We start from the raw sequence: 14,105 nt of genomic DNA on the forward strand, positions 1-14,105 counted from the left end.
CCTCGCTCGCTCTTACGCCGCGTCGCCGTCGTCGACCCGTTCTCCCCGTTCGTCGTACCACTCGTACAGTACCGGCGCCGCCAGCAGCGCCGCGGCGAGGAGGGCGGCGGCGACGAGGCGGACGTCGACGACGCTCCCGAGGTCGCCGGCGGCGAGCGTCTCGGCGGAGGCGCCGGCGAGGACGCCGGCGACGGCCCAGGGCACTTCTCCGACGGCGGTTCCGAGGGCGAAGGCGCCGAGGGGGACCCCCGCCACGCCGGCCCCGACGGAGACCACGTCCGAGGGCGCGGGGACGAGTCGGCTGAGGACGACGCTCCGCACGTCGCCGGTCCGCTCGACGAACGATTCGCCCGCCGCCGCGAGGCGGCCGGTTCGGCCGTAGCGTCGGGCGAACAGATACGGCGGAATCGACGTTAGGACGATGAGGGCGAGGGCGAACGGGAGGCCGGCGACGCCGAACCCGAAGCCGACGACGAGGGCGAGCAGGGTCGTCGGCCACGCGAGGAATGGGCGGACGACGGCGAGGGCGATGGTCGCGGCGACGAGGCGGACCGGGTCGGCGGCGATCCACGCCGCGTGCGAGAGCGCCGCGTCGGGCGAGAGGAGGACCGCGGCGGCGGCGACGACGACGAACGCGAGTCCGACGGCGACGCGCGGACGTTTCATCGCACGCCACTCTCGCACGCGGGGCTATACGCCTTGTGCCACGGGACCGCGAGCGGCGGGGAGGCGGACCGACCGCGGTGCGTTTTTGTCGGTGCGCCGCGCACGTGGGGGCGAACGCCGTGGAAGACGACCGGGAAACGCAGTCCGACCTGTCCGCCTACGCCGCGAGCGACGGCGACGCCGAGTTCGACGGCGGCTCCGGGCGCGGCGACGAAGGGGAACGGGGGCGCACGAACGGCGGTGGAAGGACGGACCGTCCCTCGGAGTCGCGCCCGACGGTCGCGGAGTTGGACCGGAGCGAACGGGTCGAACTCGGCGTCGATTTGCTCGCGCACGTGGAGGCGGACGAACTGTCCGTCGCGGAGGCCGTCGACCGCATCGAGACGGTGACGACGAACCCGACGCTCACGCGCGAGATTCTCGACGCCGCGGAGCTCCGGGGGGTCATCGAACGGGCGGAGGGTCGCATCCTGACCCGCCGCGGCGGGACGTTCGTCCGCTTCGACAGCCAGGTCGTCCGCCGCGAGGGTGAGTTCACCTGTCGGCGCTGCGGCGCCGGCCTCTCGACGGGTCACTTCGTCCGCTTCGAGTCGGGCGAACTCGGGCCGTTCGGCTCCTCGTGCATCGAGAAAGTGCTCGGTCGGTCGTAGCCGCCGGGCCGGATAGGGAGCGTCGGTCAGCGTCCGCGTCGCAGTTCTTCGACGAGTTGCTCGATTAGCTTTCGCTGTTCGCGTATCTCCTCACCCTGTCGTTCGACGGTGGCGCGTAGTTCGGCGAGTTCGTCGGCGACACGCCCGTTCGCGTCGGCCGCGGCCGACTGGAACCCCGACCCCTCGAAGCCGTCGTCGTCGACATCGGCGTCGGCGGAGTCGATGGCTTCGGTTTCGGCCGGTCCGTCGGCGGGTTCCGAGGTGGGGTCGGACGCGGACGGAGACTCCGACACCGACCGCGCCGTCGCCTCGACCTGCTGAGCGACCCCGCCGCCGTTCGCCGCCGATTCTGGGACCGAGTCGGCCGACTCGGTGCGCGTGGCGTTCACCGGTTCCTCGGCGAGTTGGGCCGGGTTGGCGCTCAGCGGTTCGGGGCCGTCGCCGAACGAGACCTCTTTCGCGTCCGCCGCACCCTCCGGCGACGCCGCCTCCTCTTCCGATACGTTCGCGGCTCGGAGTTCCTCCAAGGAGGAGACGCCCCAGTGAGCGAGGAGCGCCGATTCGAGCGTCTCGCGGAGCTGTCGGGCGTCCTCGTTCGGCGTCTTGAACCGCTCCTGCCGGCCGTCGACGGTCATCACGACCGACGTGGCGACGCTGCCGCCCTCGAACTGGAGGTCGGTCACGTCGTCGAAGCGGTACTCCTCGAAGTCCTCGTCCCACAGCGACGCGCCGATGTGTTTGAGGACGCGCCCGCCGGCGACGACCAGGGTGAGTTCGCTGAAGCGGAACAGCCGTTCGACCGCCTCGTCGTCCGCGAGGACGTCGTTCGCCTTCAGGGCGCCTTCGAGGACCGGATGGAGGGCTCGGTCGAGGTGTTTGTTGGAGAGTGCGAACGTCTGTTCGCCGTCGAGGCCGTAGTCGAGCGTGACCTTCGTCTTTCGCCGTCCTTCGGCGACAGAGATTCGTTCGGCCTCGTGCGAGTACTCCTCGACCGTCTCGTCGGAGAGCAGTCCCTCGGACCGGTAGATGAGGGTTCGTGTCGGGGTGGCGTACAGTTCGTCCTCCCCGCCGAGGGCGACGCGGGCGACCACGGGTTCGCCGTCGAGGGCGGACTGGACCATCTGCGGTTGACTCATATCGGGGTATATTCGTCTTAGTTGATAAATCCGCGGGTGGTCAGAGAGCTCATCCGTGTCGGGTGGTGGCACATCTGCCGGTCGGTTCAGATGAGAAGCTTAAAGAACATCATCGGACAACGAAAGAACGAGCCCGGGTGGCTTAGCTGGACATAGCGCCGCACTCATAGGGTTTCTGAGATTCGGTGCGGTATGCCTTGGAAGCCTCCGCCCGCTCCCGAAGAGGCCCGCCGAGCCTCAGACCTGGGACATGCGGAGATCGTGGGTTCGGAGCCCACCCCGGGCACTCCTCGAATTTTACGGATGCAGACCGTACGAATCCGAAGCCACAACATTCGCTCGGCATCTCTTTCAGCAGTCGAGTGTGAGAACGCGTCGCGTCGCCGATTCGCACCTCAGGCCCGCGTTTCGAGGCCGGACTCGGTTCCGGTCGCCGCATCGCCTTCGGAGGACGATATCTCCGGCGACTCGAAGACGGCCGCGCCCGCTATCTCCCGCTGGGTCGTTTCCCCTCCGTCGGGGAGGACCACGTCGAGGGCAGCCAAGAGGGCGAAGCCGAACGCGGCGCCGACGGCGGCGGCGACGACGCCGCCCTTCCCGACTCCCGGGAGCGCGTCTAGTCGGTCCGCCGCCCCGCAGACGTTGAAACCGACGACCAACGCGAGTGTGGCCGGGAGAAAGGCGATCGCGACCGGCAGGATACTCAGGTACGTGACCGCGAGGAGGGCGTTTCGGACTGGTGACCCCGCTCGCATCCCTGGGACCGAATCGGTGAGGGGCATGGTCTCACGTGTATGTATCGGACGGTAAGTATTCTGGCCTGAACGCCGACCGGGGGCGGTCACTCCGAGGTGAGTTCTGCGGGTGACGAGCCAGCGTCGTGCGCGCGAACTTGCACATGTGGTGTGCGGTCAGTCGGGGTCCGTTCCTGAGGGTCACTCCCGGCGAGTCAGCACTGCCGCTGAAACGCCCGCACGGGGGCGCTTTGCTCCGCTGGCCCCGTCCTATTTGTTCGATAGGTTTTGTCTAGCCCTCACGCCGTCGCCGAACTGACGACTACCCCGTCTTAAACGCTATTTAAAGGACATATTAACCACCTCACTAGTATATGACTGTTTGGTTATGAAGACCTTTAGATTTAAGTTAGTGTAGCGTATGGAGACAAGTAGACACGCCACGGCAGGGATGGAATTGGTGGCCGCCCGCAACCGGTCGGTCGCCGGGGGGAAACACGAGAGCCGCCGATCTTCTGTCGTCGGAGTGTGTCCGAGCAAAACCATGAAACTCAAACAACTGTTCACGGACGACTCCGCGGTGTCGCCGGTCATCGGGGTTATCCTGATGGTCGCCATCACCGTCATTCTGGCCGCAGTCATCGGCACGTTCGTCCTGAATCTGGGGGGAAGCGTCTCGCAAACAACGCCGCAGGCATCGTTCGGGTTCGACTACGACACTACTGGCGATGGCAATGTCACCATCACCCACGAAACGGGTGCTTCGATAGATTCTGCCCGACTTGATACGAAAGGGCTCAACAATGAGTCCGGTTCGGACTGGGCAGATGGCTCGAGTACGGTCTCCGCTGGGAGTTCCGTTACGCTCGATAATGGCGCCGACTGGTCCGGTGAGACCGTCCGCGTCGTCTGGAACTCCGAAAACAATGAGAACTCCGCAACGCTGAGCGAGAGTACGGCACCGACTGAGTAATGAAGCTCAAACAGCTCTTTACGGACGATTCCGCGGTATCACCGGTTATTGGGGTCATTCTAATGGTTGCCATTACTGTTATCCTAGCCGCAGTCATCGGCACGTTCGTCCTGAACCTAGGGGGGAGCGTCTCGCAGACGACCCCGCAGGCTAGTTTTGGTTTCGATTTCAACAACAATGACACGGCGGGGGACAGCGTTGTCGTGACTCACGAAACGGGCGCTACGATCCCCGCTACTCAACTCACGTTGAAAGCAAGCGCAAACGTGGACGTAACTGGAGACGGGACGACTGATGAGGCATCACAGTCGGAACAATTCACTGACAGCGACAACTTCGGAGAGAGCGCAGATGTGTCCGCAGGAGACACTCTTACTGCGCTTGCCAATTCTTCAACGCCTCTCAACGGCGAAACCTTCCGCGTCGTCTGGAACTCCGAGACCGGCGAAAGCTCCGCCACGCTCTCCGAGTACACCGCCCCGAGCAACTAACCCGCGAATCCCGTTCTTTATCGACCCGACACCGCCGAGCGACGGCGCCTGTCGATAGCACCGAAGAAACGCCGTAGCGACCGCTCGCGACTCGCTGTTCGAAACGAAAACCCGGGAACGCGCGTTAGACCGGTCGACCGTTGCCGGAGGTGCCGAGCAGGTACGTCCCCGCGGTGAGGACGACGGCGGCCACCGCGAGCCCGTAAATCGAGAGGGCCTCCGCGCCTGAGAACAGACCCGGGAGGAACGCGAGTGTACCGACGACCATCAGCACCAGACCGACGAGCGCTTTCTTGCTACTGAACAGTCCCATGGCTGTCCCTGAGGAGGCGTCGAATATGTGTATTGCGCTTTCGTCTCCCGATTCTAGAATTATTAATTAGTACTGTTCCAGTCGCGTTCGCCCGCTCCGACGGCCACGTCCAGCCAGTTCTCCTCGGGCGGAAGCGGGCAGGCGAACGTCTCGCTGTACGCGCAGAAGGGCGTGTAGGCGAGGTTGAAATCGAGGACGACCGTCTCGCTGTCCGCGAGCGGTTCGTCCGGGTGGAGTTCGATGTACCGTCCGTTCCGGTAGCTCTGCTGGCCGGTCGTCTTGTCGCGGAAGGGGACGAACACCGCCTCGTCGTCCTCGCGTTCCTGCTGGTAGCCGTGCAGTTCGACCGCCTCGCCGCGCAACTCGAAGGAGAAGGTGACGAGGCGGAGATACCGGACTTCGTCGCCCGCCGTCGTCTCCATCGGTACGGGCTCCGGGTCCTCGTGGACGCTCACCGTCGCCTCGACGCGCGCGTCCGGGTTCGGGTCGAAGTAGTCCAGTCCGTCGAAGGCGTCGCGCTCCTCGGGGGGAATCGGCGACTGCGGATGTGACCCGAAGAAATCGTCCTTCTCCTCGCGCTTGCGCCGCAGTTCCTCGGCGTACGACTCGGGGTCGACGTCCGCGGCGTTCTGCTCAGTCATGTCGCCGTCTACGGCGTCGGCCCCGGTACCTCTGACGGTTTTCGACGCGCCCGTTCGCCGGGCGTTCGCGTCCGTAGAGCGCACGAGTCGGTCGGAAGCCGGGGGATCTCGACGCCGGTTACCCGGGGCGACCGACCGCGATAGCGCTCGCTTGGCGGTCTGCGTATCGACGAGTCCGGGAAAATCTGAAGGACGAAAAGAGGGCGGGCGGCGAGAGCTATGCGGTCGCGTGCGGGTCGAGGCGGTTCGTTCAGCCCTCTCCTCGGTCGCGGCTGTGACCGTGCCCGACGACGAGGGCGGCGGCGTTGAGTGCGAGAAGCGACCCGAACACCGCCGCCTGCTCCCCTTGGACGCCGCCGTACAGGAGGGGTAGATAGAGGAAGGGCAGGGCGACCGCTAACCAGAACGCGGCGAACTGGACCGGGTACGTGATCAGTTTCAGTCCGAAGCGGAGGGCGTTCGGAGTCGTCTCCAGCGCTTCGCGGAGACGGACGACGTGCTTGCGTGGGACCGTGGATGACGAGTTCGACATTATCTGTGTCACACCTCACATGTTCGATCGACGGACACTCACATTAACCCGCCAGAGTGTTTGTCTCTGTTCAATATAGTTTAAACGAGACTATTCCAGTAACAGTACTGTTCCAAACTAGCTAAGAACTCACTATGCTGTCTTTGGTGTCTTCTTACTGATTATGATATGAAACAGTCATGTATTGAATAACTTATTTAATACGTTTACTTTATATATAAAATGAATGGTTGGGCGCACGCGTGGTCCGTGACCCCGTACAGTTCGTCGCCGTGACGTCGGCCGGCTTCGACTCCAGAATCCTATCGCTCGCTCCGACCACCCGTTCTCTTCTCCCGGCCGGGGTGTCCGCCGGTGCGAAAGAGGTAATCGCCGGGGGACCGTCGTCGCTGTCGATGCCTACGGTACACGTGGTCGGATGCGGCGGGACGATAGCGAGCGAACCGGCGGCGGACGGGGCGGCCCCGGCGAAGGCGGGCGAGGAACTCGTCGACGCCGTCCCGTCCGTCTCGGAGCACGCGGATCTGCGCGTGACCGACGTGGGGTCGCGTCCGGGGTTCGGCATGGACTTCGCCGTCGTGGCGGCGGCGGCCGATGCGGTTTGCGACGCCGTCGACGACGGGGCGGACGGCGTCGTGGTCACGCAGGGGACGGACACGATTGCGGACACCGCGTACGCGCTTGATATCGCGTGCGACGTTCCCGTTCCCGTCCTCGTCACCGGCTCTCAGCGCCGGTTCGACGAACCCGGCTCCGACGCGCCAGCGAACCTCCTCACGGCGGTGCGGGCCGCGGTCGACGACCGGTTCGCGCCCGGCGCGCACGTCGCCTTCGACGACGAACTCCACGCCGCGCGCGACGCGGTGAAGACGCACACGAACGCCCTCGACACGTTCCAGTCGCCCGGAAAGGGGCCGGTGGCGACGTTCACTCGCGCGACGACCCGCCTCCACCGCGACCCCGCGCGGGCGACCTCGGAGACGTCGCTCCCGGACGGGACGCTCGACCCCGGACGGGACGCCGCCGACTACGCCGACGTCCCCGTCGTCCACTCCGGCACCGGCGTCGACGGGTCGTTCCTCGAACGGGTCCTCGACGGCGCCGACGGCGTCGTCGTGGAAGGGACCGGACTCGGGAACACGACGGGACCGCTGGGCGAGGCCGTCGCGGACGCCGTCGAAGCGGTTCCGGTGGTCGTCTCCTCGCGGTGTCACGCCGGGCCGACCGAGGCGGTGTACGGCACGGCCGGCGGCGGCGTCACGCTCCGCGACCACGGCGTCGCCTACGCGGGCGACCTCTCGACGGCGAAAGCGCGGGTGAAACTCGTCCTCGGCCTGACGGCGGGTCTCTCCCGCGAGACGGTCGAGGCGACGTTCGAGTGACGTTCTCTCACGCGGAGACGGGTCGGGTCAGCGGGTTTTTGTGCCCGTGGGGAGTGGGGCTGAACAAGATGCTGGAGGAGAGTCCCACGCCGAGACGGTCCGTCGATAGCAACCTGTTTATCACCGTCTCCGGCCCGCCCGGGTGCGGGGCGACGACGCTGTGCGAGGGACTTTCGCGGGCGCTCGACTGCGGATACGTCTCCGGAGGGGACATCTTCCGCGAACTCGCCGAGGACCACGAGATGTCGCTGTCGCAACTCATCGCCAAGGCCGACGAGAAGGACGACATCGACCGCGCGTTGGACAGGCGCCTCCGCACCATCGCCGAGCAGTGGGGAACGGCGAACAAGGCGTTCATCCTCGAATCGCGCCTCGCCGGGTGGCTGGCGGGCAACCGCGCGGACCTACGCATCTGGCTCGACGCGCCCGAGGAAATCCGCGTCGACCGAACCCGCGACCGAGAGGAGATGGAGGCGGAGATGCGCGTCCGCGAGGTGAGCGAGGCGGGCCGCTATGAGTCCTACTACGGCATCGACGTCACCGACCAGTCGTTCTACGACCTGCGCATCAACACCGCGCGCTGGAGCCCCGACGCCCTCCTCGAAATCGTCCTCACCGCCGTCGAGGAGTACGAGGCCAACAGCGACGAGGGCGCGTTCCACACGCCCGACGTCGAACTGTAGCAGCGCCTCTTTTCACCCGACGCCGCCTCCGGCCCCGTATGGCAGACCTCAACCCGGTCGCGAAGCGGATTCACAACGTCGCGCCGAAGCCCGTGCGTCTCACTCTCGACGGCGGCGAGTCGGCGGTGTACCGGATGCACAGCACGCAGTTCTTCCAGCGGGAGTTTCAGGCCGAGGGCGAACGCCTCGACGAGGCGGGCGTCGAGTACCGACTCGTCTCCAGCGAGGACGCGGCGTCGGTCCTCCTCGGTCGGAAGGGACCAGACGACGACGGATGGACGATGGTGGGAGAGGTCGTCGAGGCGGCGCGCGCGGCGGAGTAACTTTCCCCTCGGCGAGCGACGACGGCCCGGTACGAGTGGAGCCGGTCGACTAGCTCTCCTCGACCAGTTGCTCGGCGAACGAGGGCGCCGCTATCGTGACGCCCGCGGCGACCGCCGTCCCGACAACCGTGACGACGAGCGGCGGTTCGAGGGTGTAGATACCCACCCAGAGGGCGGCGATGGGAATCCCCGCCGCGGCCGTCTCCCGGAGGCTGAGCAGGTACGACGGACCGACCGCGTACCACGCGACTCCGGCGCCGAGCGACGCGCCGAGCCACTGGCCGGCCTTCCAAAGCTCGCCGGCCGGCGAGGCTGCGCTCGCGACGACCGCCAGGACGCCGAGCGCCGACCCGAGGGCGAACACCCGTATCGGCGCCCGCCCGCCGACCGACGCGGCGATGGCGAAGAGACCCAGTCCGGCGAGAACGCCCACGGCGATGTCGACGAAGAAGTGGACGCCGAGGAAGATGCGCGAGGCGGTGACGAGGGCGACGCCGACGGCGGCCGCCGCCCACCTGCCCGTCCGCGGCCCGACCTCCAGCCGGTACGCTAGTGCGGCGAAAACCGCCGTCGTTCCGAGGGCGTGTCCGCTCGGAAACGCGTACCCGGTCCCGGTCGTGATGCTCTGGAACGACCCGGCGAGGGCCGCCGGGAGCCACGTCGGCACCGTCACCGTCCCGGCCCCCGGAGGGCGGGGGGCGATGAAGAAGTTCTTGAGGAGGTCGATGAGCGAGAACGCCGCGAACGTCACGGCGAGCACGAACGCCCCCGCTCGCGGCGTCTTGACGAGCGACCGCTGCGTCCCGAGAAGGTAGACGAACGTCGCGACGAGCAGGAGGAACCACGGGTCGCCGAACTGCGTGACCAGTCCGGCGATCAGGAGCGTGGCGGACGTCCGGGCGGAGACGAGCCGAAAGATACCGATGCCGCGTTCCGGGACGGCGATGTCGAACGTCACCGCGGACGCGAGGACGACGACGACCGCGAGGGTCGCGATACCCGCGACGAACCACCCGTTCGTTCGGTCCCAGGCCAACTTATCGAGGACCGCGTCTCGATTCGTCACAGGACCTCCCCGCAGGTGTCGTTCGGCCCCGTTCCTCGGCGAGGGGTGCCCGCTGGCGAGGGAGTCGATCGGTCTGTGTGAGAGTGCATGGAGTCGGTGCCTTCGTACGTTCCTCTCTCACTTCAGCCGTTCGGCGAAGCGGTCGCCGGTCGAACGCGGGGCTGTTGCGGCTCCGACGGGTTCCGGGCCGTTCAGTGCAGCGCCCGTCGGAGTCTTGGGAGCTCCCGTCGGAGGCTCTCGCGCTTCAGGAAGAGGAAGCCGACGAAGATGAGCGCGAACCCGGCGACGGTGTGGACGGTCGGCAGTTCGCCGAGGAACAGCCACCCCGTCAGCGCCGCGAACACCGGGGCGACGTAGGAGACGAGGTTTATCTCGATAGGGCCGAGGCGGTCCAACAGAACGAAGTAGACGAGAAAGCCGACGGCGCTGGCGACGACGGAGAGATACCCGAGTGCGAGGAAGGCGTCGGTCGTCCACGAGACGGCCGAGACGGACTCGCCGAGGGCGACGCTCACGACGTGCATCAGGAGAGCGCCGCCGAGCATCGTCCACGCTTCCATCGTCTCGATGGGCAGGTCCGAGTCGATACGACGGGTCAGCACCGACCCGAGGGCGAACGTCGTCGCCGCGCCGAAGATGAGCAGTTTGGCGACGGCGCCGCCGGACAGGAGGTCGTTCGGGTCCGGGTTCGACAGGACGACGACGCCCGCCAGTCCCAACAGCAGGCCGGCGAGGCCGGCGGGCGCGAGGCGTTCGGACGGCAGGAAGGCGCGCGCGAACCCGGTGGTGAGGAGGGGGCTGAGACTGACGATGACCGCGGCGGCGGCGGAGGTGACGGCGGGGTCCGTCTCGCCGATGAACAGCAGAGCGTGGTAGCCCGCCATGATGAGGACGGACCCGACGGCGACGGTGGCCCACTGGTCTCGGCCGCGTGGGAGGGGACTGTCGGTAGCGTAGACGGCGTAACCCAGCATCAACACGCCCGCCACGTCGTAGCGAATCGCCGCGAACAGTACGGGCGTCTCGAGGAAGCCGCCGGGGTCGGCGGGCGTGCCGAGGCCCGCCTTGATGGCCATGAACGACGCCCCCCACGCGGCAGCGAGGAAGACGAACAGCGCGAGGTTTCGATACCGGTTCACACCGCCGGTCTCTCGGCGGCGCCCCTCAACGTTTCGTTCGGGTGCCTACGCTGCCTCTTATCGCCCGTCGGCGTCGCGTCGGAGGTCACGAACCGCCCGGACCACGTCCTGCCGGGCGACGATGCCGACGAGGCGGCCGTCCTCGACCACCGGCAGTCGGTTGATGTCGCGGTCGTCGCCCGACAGGAGGTCCAAGACGGTGTCGAGGTCCGCGTCGGGGCCGACGGTCACCACGTCCGTGGTCATCACCTCGCTGATGGGTCTGTCGGCGTTCTTCGCCAGGTCGACGCCGAGGTCGAGGTCGTCCCACGACACGTCGACGGCGTAGGTGAGCGTCTCCGTGAACGGCGGGAGGCCGACGGGAATCCACAGCGTCCGCTCTTTCGTCTGGAACAGTTCCACGAGGTCGTGTTGCGTGACGATGCCGACGACGGCGCCGCCCTCGTCGACGACGGGGAACCCGTTGAAATCAGCGCGTGCGAGGCGACCCAGCACTTCGCTCACGTCGTCGTCCGGGGCGACCGTCTTCACGTCCGTCGTCATCAACTCCCGAGCAGAGATGTCCATATCCCCCGTACGTGGACGCGGTGCATCTGTCTGTTCCTTTTCGTTCACGGTGCAAATTCGCGTTATATTTATATTTCTGCGTTTGGTAAAGGCGAACATGGCCGTTCACGGCCGTCAATCACTTCGAGACCTGTTCGACGAGTCTCCCACGCCGCACATCGCGCACCCGCCGCGCACACACCACCGCCACTTCTACGTCGCCACCGACGGGTCCTATCGGTCCTCGGGCGACGGCGGACTGGGTGTCGTCATCGAGACGCGCGACGGCGACCGGGTGGCCCGAGTCGCCGTGCCCGACGCGGCGCCGAACAACAACGTCTCCGAGTACCGCGCGCTCCACCTCGGTCTGGACGTTCTCGCGGCCCGCGCGCCGCCGAACGCCCGGGTCGGCGTCCTCATCGACCACGACGCCCTCGCGGCGAACGTCAACACCGAGGTCCTCGCCAAGGCCGACCCGGACTGGCGCCGGACGCGCCGGTCCGCGTCGCCGCCGGCCGGCAGCGAGAACCACTGGCGAGGCATCCGCGCCCGCATCGCCGGGTTCGCCGAACTCCGCGCCGCGCGCATCGACGGCCGGAACAACCCCGCACACCCCCTCGCGAACGCGCCGGACGAGTACGCCCACGTCAACGGGCAGAACGACCGCTGTGTCATGCCGGAACCGCCGTCGACGGCGAACCCCGGCGTCGGAGCCGAGGCCGACGACCCGCAGTTCCCGCCGCCGTCGCGGTTCGAGGGCCACGCAAGCGACTGAGGCGCCCCGGCGAACGCGTCGCGGTCGCTTGTTCCGCGTACCGTCGCTCCCGCGTTCACACTCGTGTTCATCCGCACGTACCTTCCTGTCGTCTCGGGATTCGGTCAGTGACCTGCGGCCTCGAAAAAGATGGAGTCGCTCGCTCGGTTACTCGTTCTGCGCGTCCACGACGGCCACGCCGGCCAGGTTGACGATGTCTTTGACCTCGTCGCCTCGTTGGAGGACGTGGACGGGTTTGCCCATGCCGACGAGCATCGGGCCGATGGCCTCCGCGCCGCCGAGGCGTTGGAGCAGTTTGTAGCCGATGTTGCCCGCTTCGAGGTTCGGGAACACGAGCACGTTCGCGGGGTCGTCCAGGTCGGAGAACTCGTAGGTCCCCTCGAGGATGTCCTCGACGACGGCGGTGTCGGCCTGCATCTCACCGTCGACGGGGAAGTCGACGTTGGCGTCGTCGTGGAGCAGTTTCACGGCGTCGCGGGGCTTGCGCGTCCCCTCGTTCTCGACGCTGCCGAAGTTCGAGTACGACAGCATCGCCGCGCGCGGTTCGATGTTGAACCGGCGGGCCAGTTCGGCCGTGTGCTTCGTTATCTCCGCGAGCACGTCCGAGTCGGGCGCGAGGTTCACCGTCGTGTCGGCGCAGAAGACGACGCGGTTCTTGAACGTCAGCATGTAGACGCCGGCGGCGTACTCGGCGTCGTCGGCCGTACCGACGACCTGAAGCGGCGGTCGGAGCGCCGAGGGGTAGTGGTGCGTCAGGCCCGTCAGCATCGCGTCCGCGTCGTCCTGTTCGACCATCACGCTGGCGAAGTAGTTCGTGTCGCGGCGGACGAGTTCGTGCGCCTCGTTCTTCGTCAGGCCCTTCCGCCGGCGCAGTTCGTACAGGCGGTCGGCGTAGTGGTCCCAGTCGCCGCTCCGCGGGTCGGCCACCTCGGGGTCGAAGTCGAGGCCGAGGTTCTCGGCCGTCCGTCGAATCTCGTCCTCGCCGCCGATGAGGACGGGGTAGGCGATGCCCTGTTCTTGAATCTGGTAGGCGGCCCGGATCATCTTCTCGTCGGTACCCTCCGCGAGGGCGACGCGCTTGGGGTCGGACTTCGCCTTATTGAGGACGACGCGCATCATCTCGCGGGACTTCCCGAGACGGGCTTCGAGCGTCTCCTCGTACTCCTGCGTGTCGAGTTCGCTGCGGGCGGAACCGCTGTCCATCGCCGCCTGCGCGACGGCGGGCGCCACCTCGAACAGCACGCGGGGGTCCAACGGCTTGGGGATGACGTACTCGGGACCGTACTGCAGGGGTTGGTCGCCGTACGCCTTGACGACGGCGTCGGGGACGTCCTTGCGGGCGAGTTCGGCGAGGGCCCTGGCGGCGGCGCGCTTCATCTCCTCGTTTATCTCGCGCGCCCGCACGTCGAGGGCGCCGCGGAAGATGAACGGGAAGCCGAGCACGTTGTTCACCTGATTCGGGTAGTCCGAGCGACCCGTCGCCATGATGACGGTGTCGTCGCGGGCTTCCTTGGCCGCCTCGTAGCCGATTTCGGGGTCGGGGTTGGCCATCGCGAAGAGGACGGGATCCTCGGCCATCGACGCCACCATCTCCTGGTCGACGAGGCCGCCGACGGAGAGACCGACGAACACGTCCGCGCCCTCCATCGCTTCGGCGAGGGTGTCGGCTTCGACGTCGTTGGAGAACTCGGCTTTGAACTCGTTGACGTCGTCGCGGTCGGGTTTGATGACGCCGCTGGAGTCGCACATGACGATGTTCTCTTTTCGCGCACCGAGAGAGACGTAGAAGCGCGCGCTGGCGATTGCGGACGCGCCCGCCCCCGAGAACACGATGTTCAGGTCCTCCAGGTCCTTGCCGACGATATCGGCGGAGTTGAGGAGGGCGGCGCCGGAGATGATGGCGGTGCCGTGCTGGTCGTCGTGGAACACGGGGATATCCATCTCATCGCGCAGGCGCGACTCTATCTCGAAACACTCCGGCGCCTTGATGTCCTCCAAGTTGATGCCGCCGAACGTGGGTTCCATCGCGCTGACGATGTTCACGAACTCGTCGAC

At 66.9% G+C, this 14,105-nt stretch carries 17 protein-coding genes and 1 tRNA gene; 8 read left to right on the forward strand and 10 right to left on the reverse strand.

Translation table 11 applies throughout. From position 1 onward, the window contains the following. Positions 1-12 precede the first annotated feature (12 nt). Positions 13-666: a TVP38/TMEM64 family protein gene (locus C474_RS06130; RefSeq protein ID WP_008384963.1), complete on the reverse strand. Its 654-nt coding sequence runs from the start codon at positions 664-666 to the stop codon at positions 13-15. Between the two features lie 287 nt (positions 667-953). Between C474_RS06130 and C474_RS06135 the strand changes: the two genes are divergently transcribed. Further along, positions 954-1,316 carry a DUF5830 family protein gene (locus C474_RS06135; protein ID WP_049916759.1) on the forward strand — a complete coding sequence of 121 codons (363 nt, stop codon included), beginning with the start codon at positions 954-956 and terminating at the stop codon, positions 1,314-1,316. A gap of 26 nt (positions 1,317-1,342) precedes the next feature. Here the strand turns inward: C474_RS06135 and C474_RS06140 are convergent, their stop codons facing one another. Next, entirely contained in the window at positions 1,343-2,452 is a 1,110-nt protein-coding gene (locus C474_RS06140) for a DUF7115 domain-containing protein (protein WP_008384967.1), read from the reverse strand. Positions 2,453-2,583: 131 nt separating this feature from the next. On the opposite strand from C474_RS06140, the gene C474_RS06145 reads away from it, so the two are divergent. After that, positions 2,584-2,738: transfer RNA gene (locus C474_RS06145), tRNA-Met, on the forward strand. Between the two features lie 109 nt (positions 2,739-2,847). Here the strand turns inward: C474_RS06145 and C474_RS06150 are convergent. Continuing rightward, a complete protein-coding gene (locus tag C474_RS06150) occupies positions 2,848-3,234 on the reverse strand; it encodes a hypothetical protein (RefSeq protein WP_152421610.1) in 387 nt (128 codons plus the stop codon). A gap of 496 nt (positions 3,235-3,730) precedes the next feature. Between C474_RS06150 and C474_RS06155 the strand changes: the two genes are divergently transcribed. Both C474_RS06155 and C474_RS06160 read left to right on the forward strand, forming a co-directional pair. Beyond that, a complete protein-coding gene (locus C474_RS06155; RefSeq protein ID WP_008384971.1) occupies positions 3,731-4,159 on the forward strand; it encodes a type IV pilin in 429 nt (142 codons plus the stop codon). Next, positions 4,159-4,650 (forward strand): type IV pilin, encoded by a 492-nt coding sequence (locus tag C474_RS06160; RefSeq protein ID WP_008384973.1) that lies wholly within the window; start codon positions 4,159-4,161, stop codon positions 4,648-4,650. The genes C474_RS06155 and C474_RS06160 overlap by 1 nt, the downstream gene beginning before the upstream one ends. 124 nt (positions 4,651-4,774) lie before the next feature. Here the strand turns inward: C474_RS06160 and C474_RS06165 are convergent, their stop codons facing one another. The 3 genes from C474_RS06165 to C474_RS06175 form a co-directional block, all read right to left on the reverse strand. Continuing rightward, entirely contained in the window at positions 4,775-4,963 is a 189-nt protein-coding gene (locus C474_RS06165; RefSeq protein WP_008384975.1) for a hypothetical protein, read from the reverse strand. A gap of 62 nt (positions 4,964-5,025) precedes the next feature. Continuing rightward, positions 5,026-5,604 (reverse strand): DUF1684 domain-containing protein, encoded by a 579-nt coding sequence (locus tag C474_RS06170; RefSeq protein ID WP_049916760.1) that lies wholly within the window; start codon positions 5,602-5,604, stop codon positions 5,026-5,028. A 250-nt stretch (positions 5,605-5,854) separates the two neighbouring features. Further along, a complete protein-coding gene (locus C474_RS06175) occupies positions 5,855-6,136 on the reverse strand; it encodes a hypothetical protein (protein WP_008384980.1) in 282 nt (93 codons plus the stop codon). Between the two features lie 395 nt (positions 6,137-6,531). On the opposite strand from C474_RS06175, the gene C474_RS06180 reads away from it, so the two are divergent. The 3 genes from C474_RS06180 to C474_RS06190 all read left to right on the forward strand — a co-directional run bounded on the left by C474_RS06180 (position 6,532) and on the right by C474_RS06190 (position 8,524). After that, positions 6,532-7,518 (forward strand): asparaginase, encoded by a 987-nt coding sequence (locus C474_RS06180; protein ID WP_049916761.1) that lies wholly within the window; start codon positions 6,532-6,534, stop codon positions 7,516-7,518. A 68-nt stretch (positions 7,519-7,586) separates the two neighbouring features. Next, positions 7,587-8,201 carry a (d)CMP kinase gene (cmk, locus tag C474_RS06185; protein WP_049916754.1) on the forward strand — a complete coding sequence of 205 codons (615 nt, stop codon included), beginning with the start codon at positions 7,587-7,589 and terminating at the stop codon, positions 8,199-8,201. A gap of 38 nt (positions 8,202-8,239) precedes the next feature. Next, on the forward strand, positions 8,240-8,524 hold the full coding sequence (locus C474_RS06190; RefSeq protein WP_008384986.1) for a hypothetical protein: 285 nt from the start codon (positions 8,240-8,242) through the stop codon (positions 8,522-8,524). A gap of 49 nt (positions 8,525-8,573) precedes the next feature. On the opposite strand, the gene C474_RS06195 is transcribed toward C474_RS06190, so the two are convergent. The 3 genes from C474_RS06195 to C474_RS06205 form a co-directional block, all read right to left on the reverse strand. Beyond that, positions 8,574-9,590 carry a phosphatase PAP2 family protein gene (locus C474_RS06195; protein WP_008384988.1) on the reverse strand — a complete coding sequence of 339 codons (1,017 nt, stop codon included), beginning with the start codon at positions 9,588-9,590 and terminating at the stop codon, positions 8,574-8,576. Between the two features lie 191 nt (positions 9,591-9,781). Then, positions 9,782-10,729, reverse strand: coding sequence for a DMT family transporter (locus tag C474_RS06200; protein WP_008384990.1), 948 nt, complete (start codon positions 10,727-10,729; stop codon positions 9,782-9,784). Between the two features lie 57 nt (positions 10,730-10,786). Continuing rightward, positions 10,787-11,296, reverse strand: a complete 510-nt coding sequence (locus C474_RS06205) for a CBS domain-containing protein (protein ID WP_008384992.1) — start codon at positions 11,294-11,296, stop codon at positions 10,787-10,789. Positions 11,297-11,393: 97 nt separating this feature from the next. On the opposite strand from C474_RS06205, the gene C474_RS06210 reads away from it, so the two are divergent. After that, on the forward strand, positions 11,394-12,050 hold the full coding sequence (locus tag C474_RS06210) for a reverse transcriptase-like protein (protein WP_008384994.1): 657 nt from the start codon (positions 11,394-11,396) through the stop codon (positions 12,048-12,050). Positions 12,051-12,197: 147 nt separating this feature from the next. Here the strand turns inward: C474_RS06210 and C474_RS06215 are convergent. After that, positions 12,198-14,105: NADP-dependent malic enzyme (locus C474_RS06215; protein ID WP_008384996.1), on the reverse strand; the 1,908-nt coding region annotated here is incomplete at its 5' end.

The sequence above is a fragment of the Halogeometricum pallidum JCM 14848 genome (genome assembly GCF_000337095.1).
GTDB classification, from domain to species: Archaea; Halobacteriota; Halobacteria; order Halobacteriales; family Haloferacaceae; genus Halogeometricum; species Halogeometricum pallidum.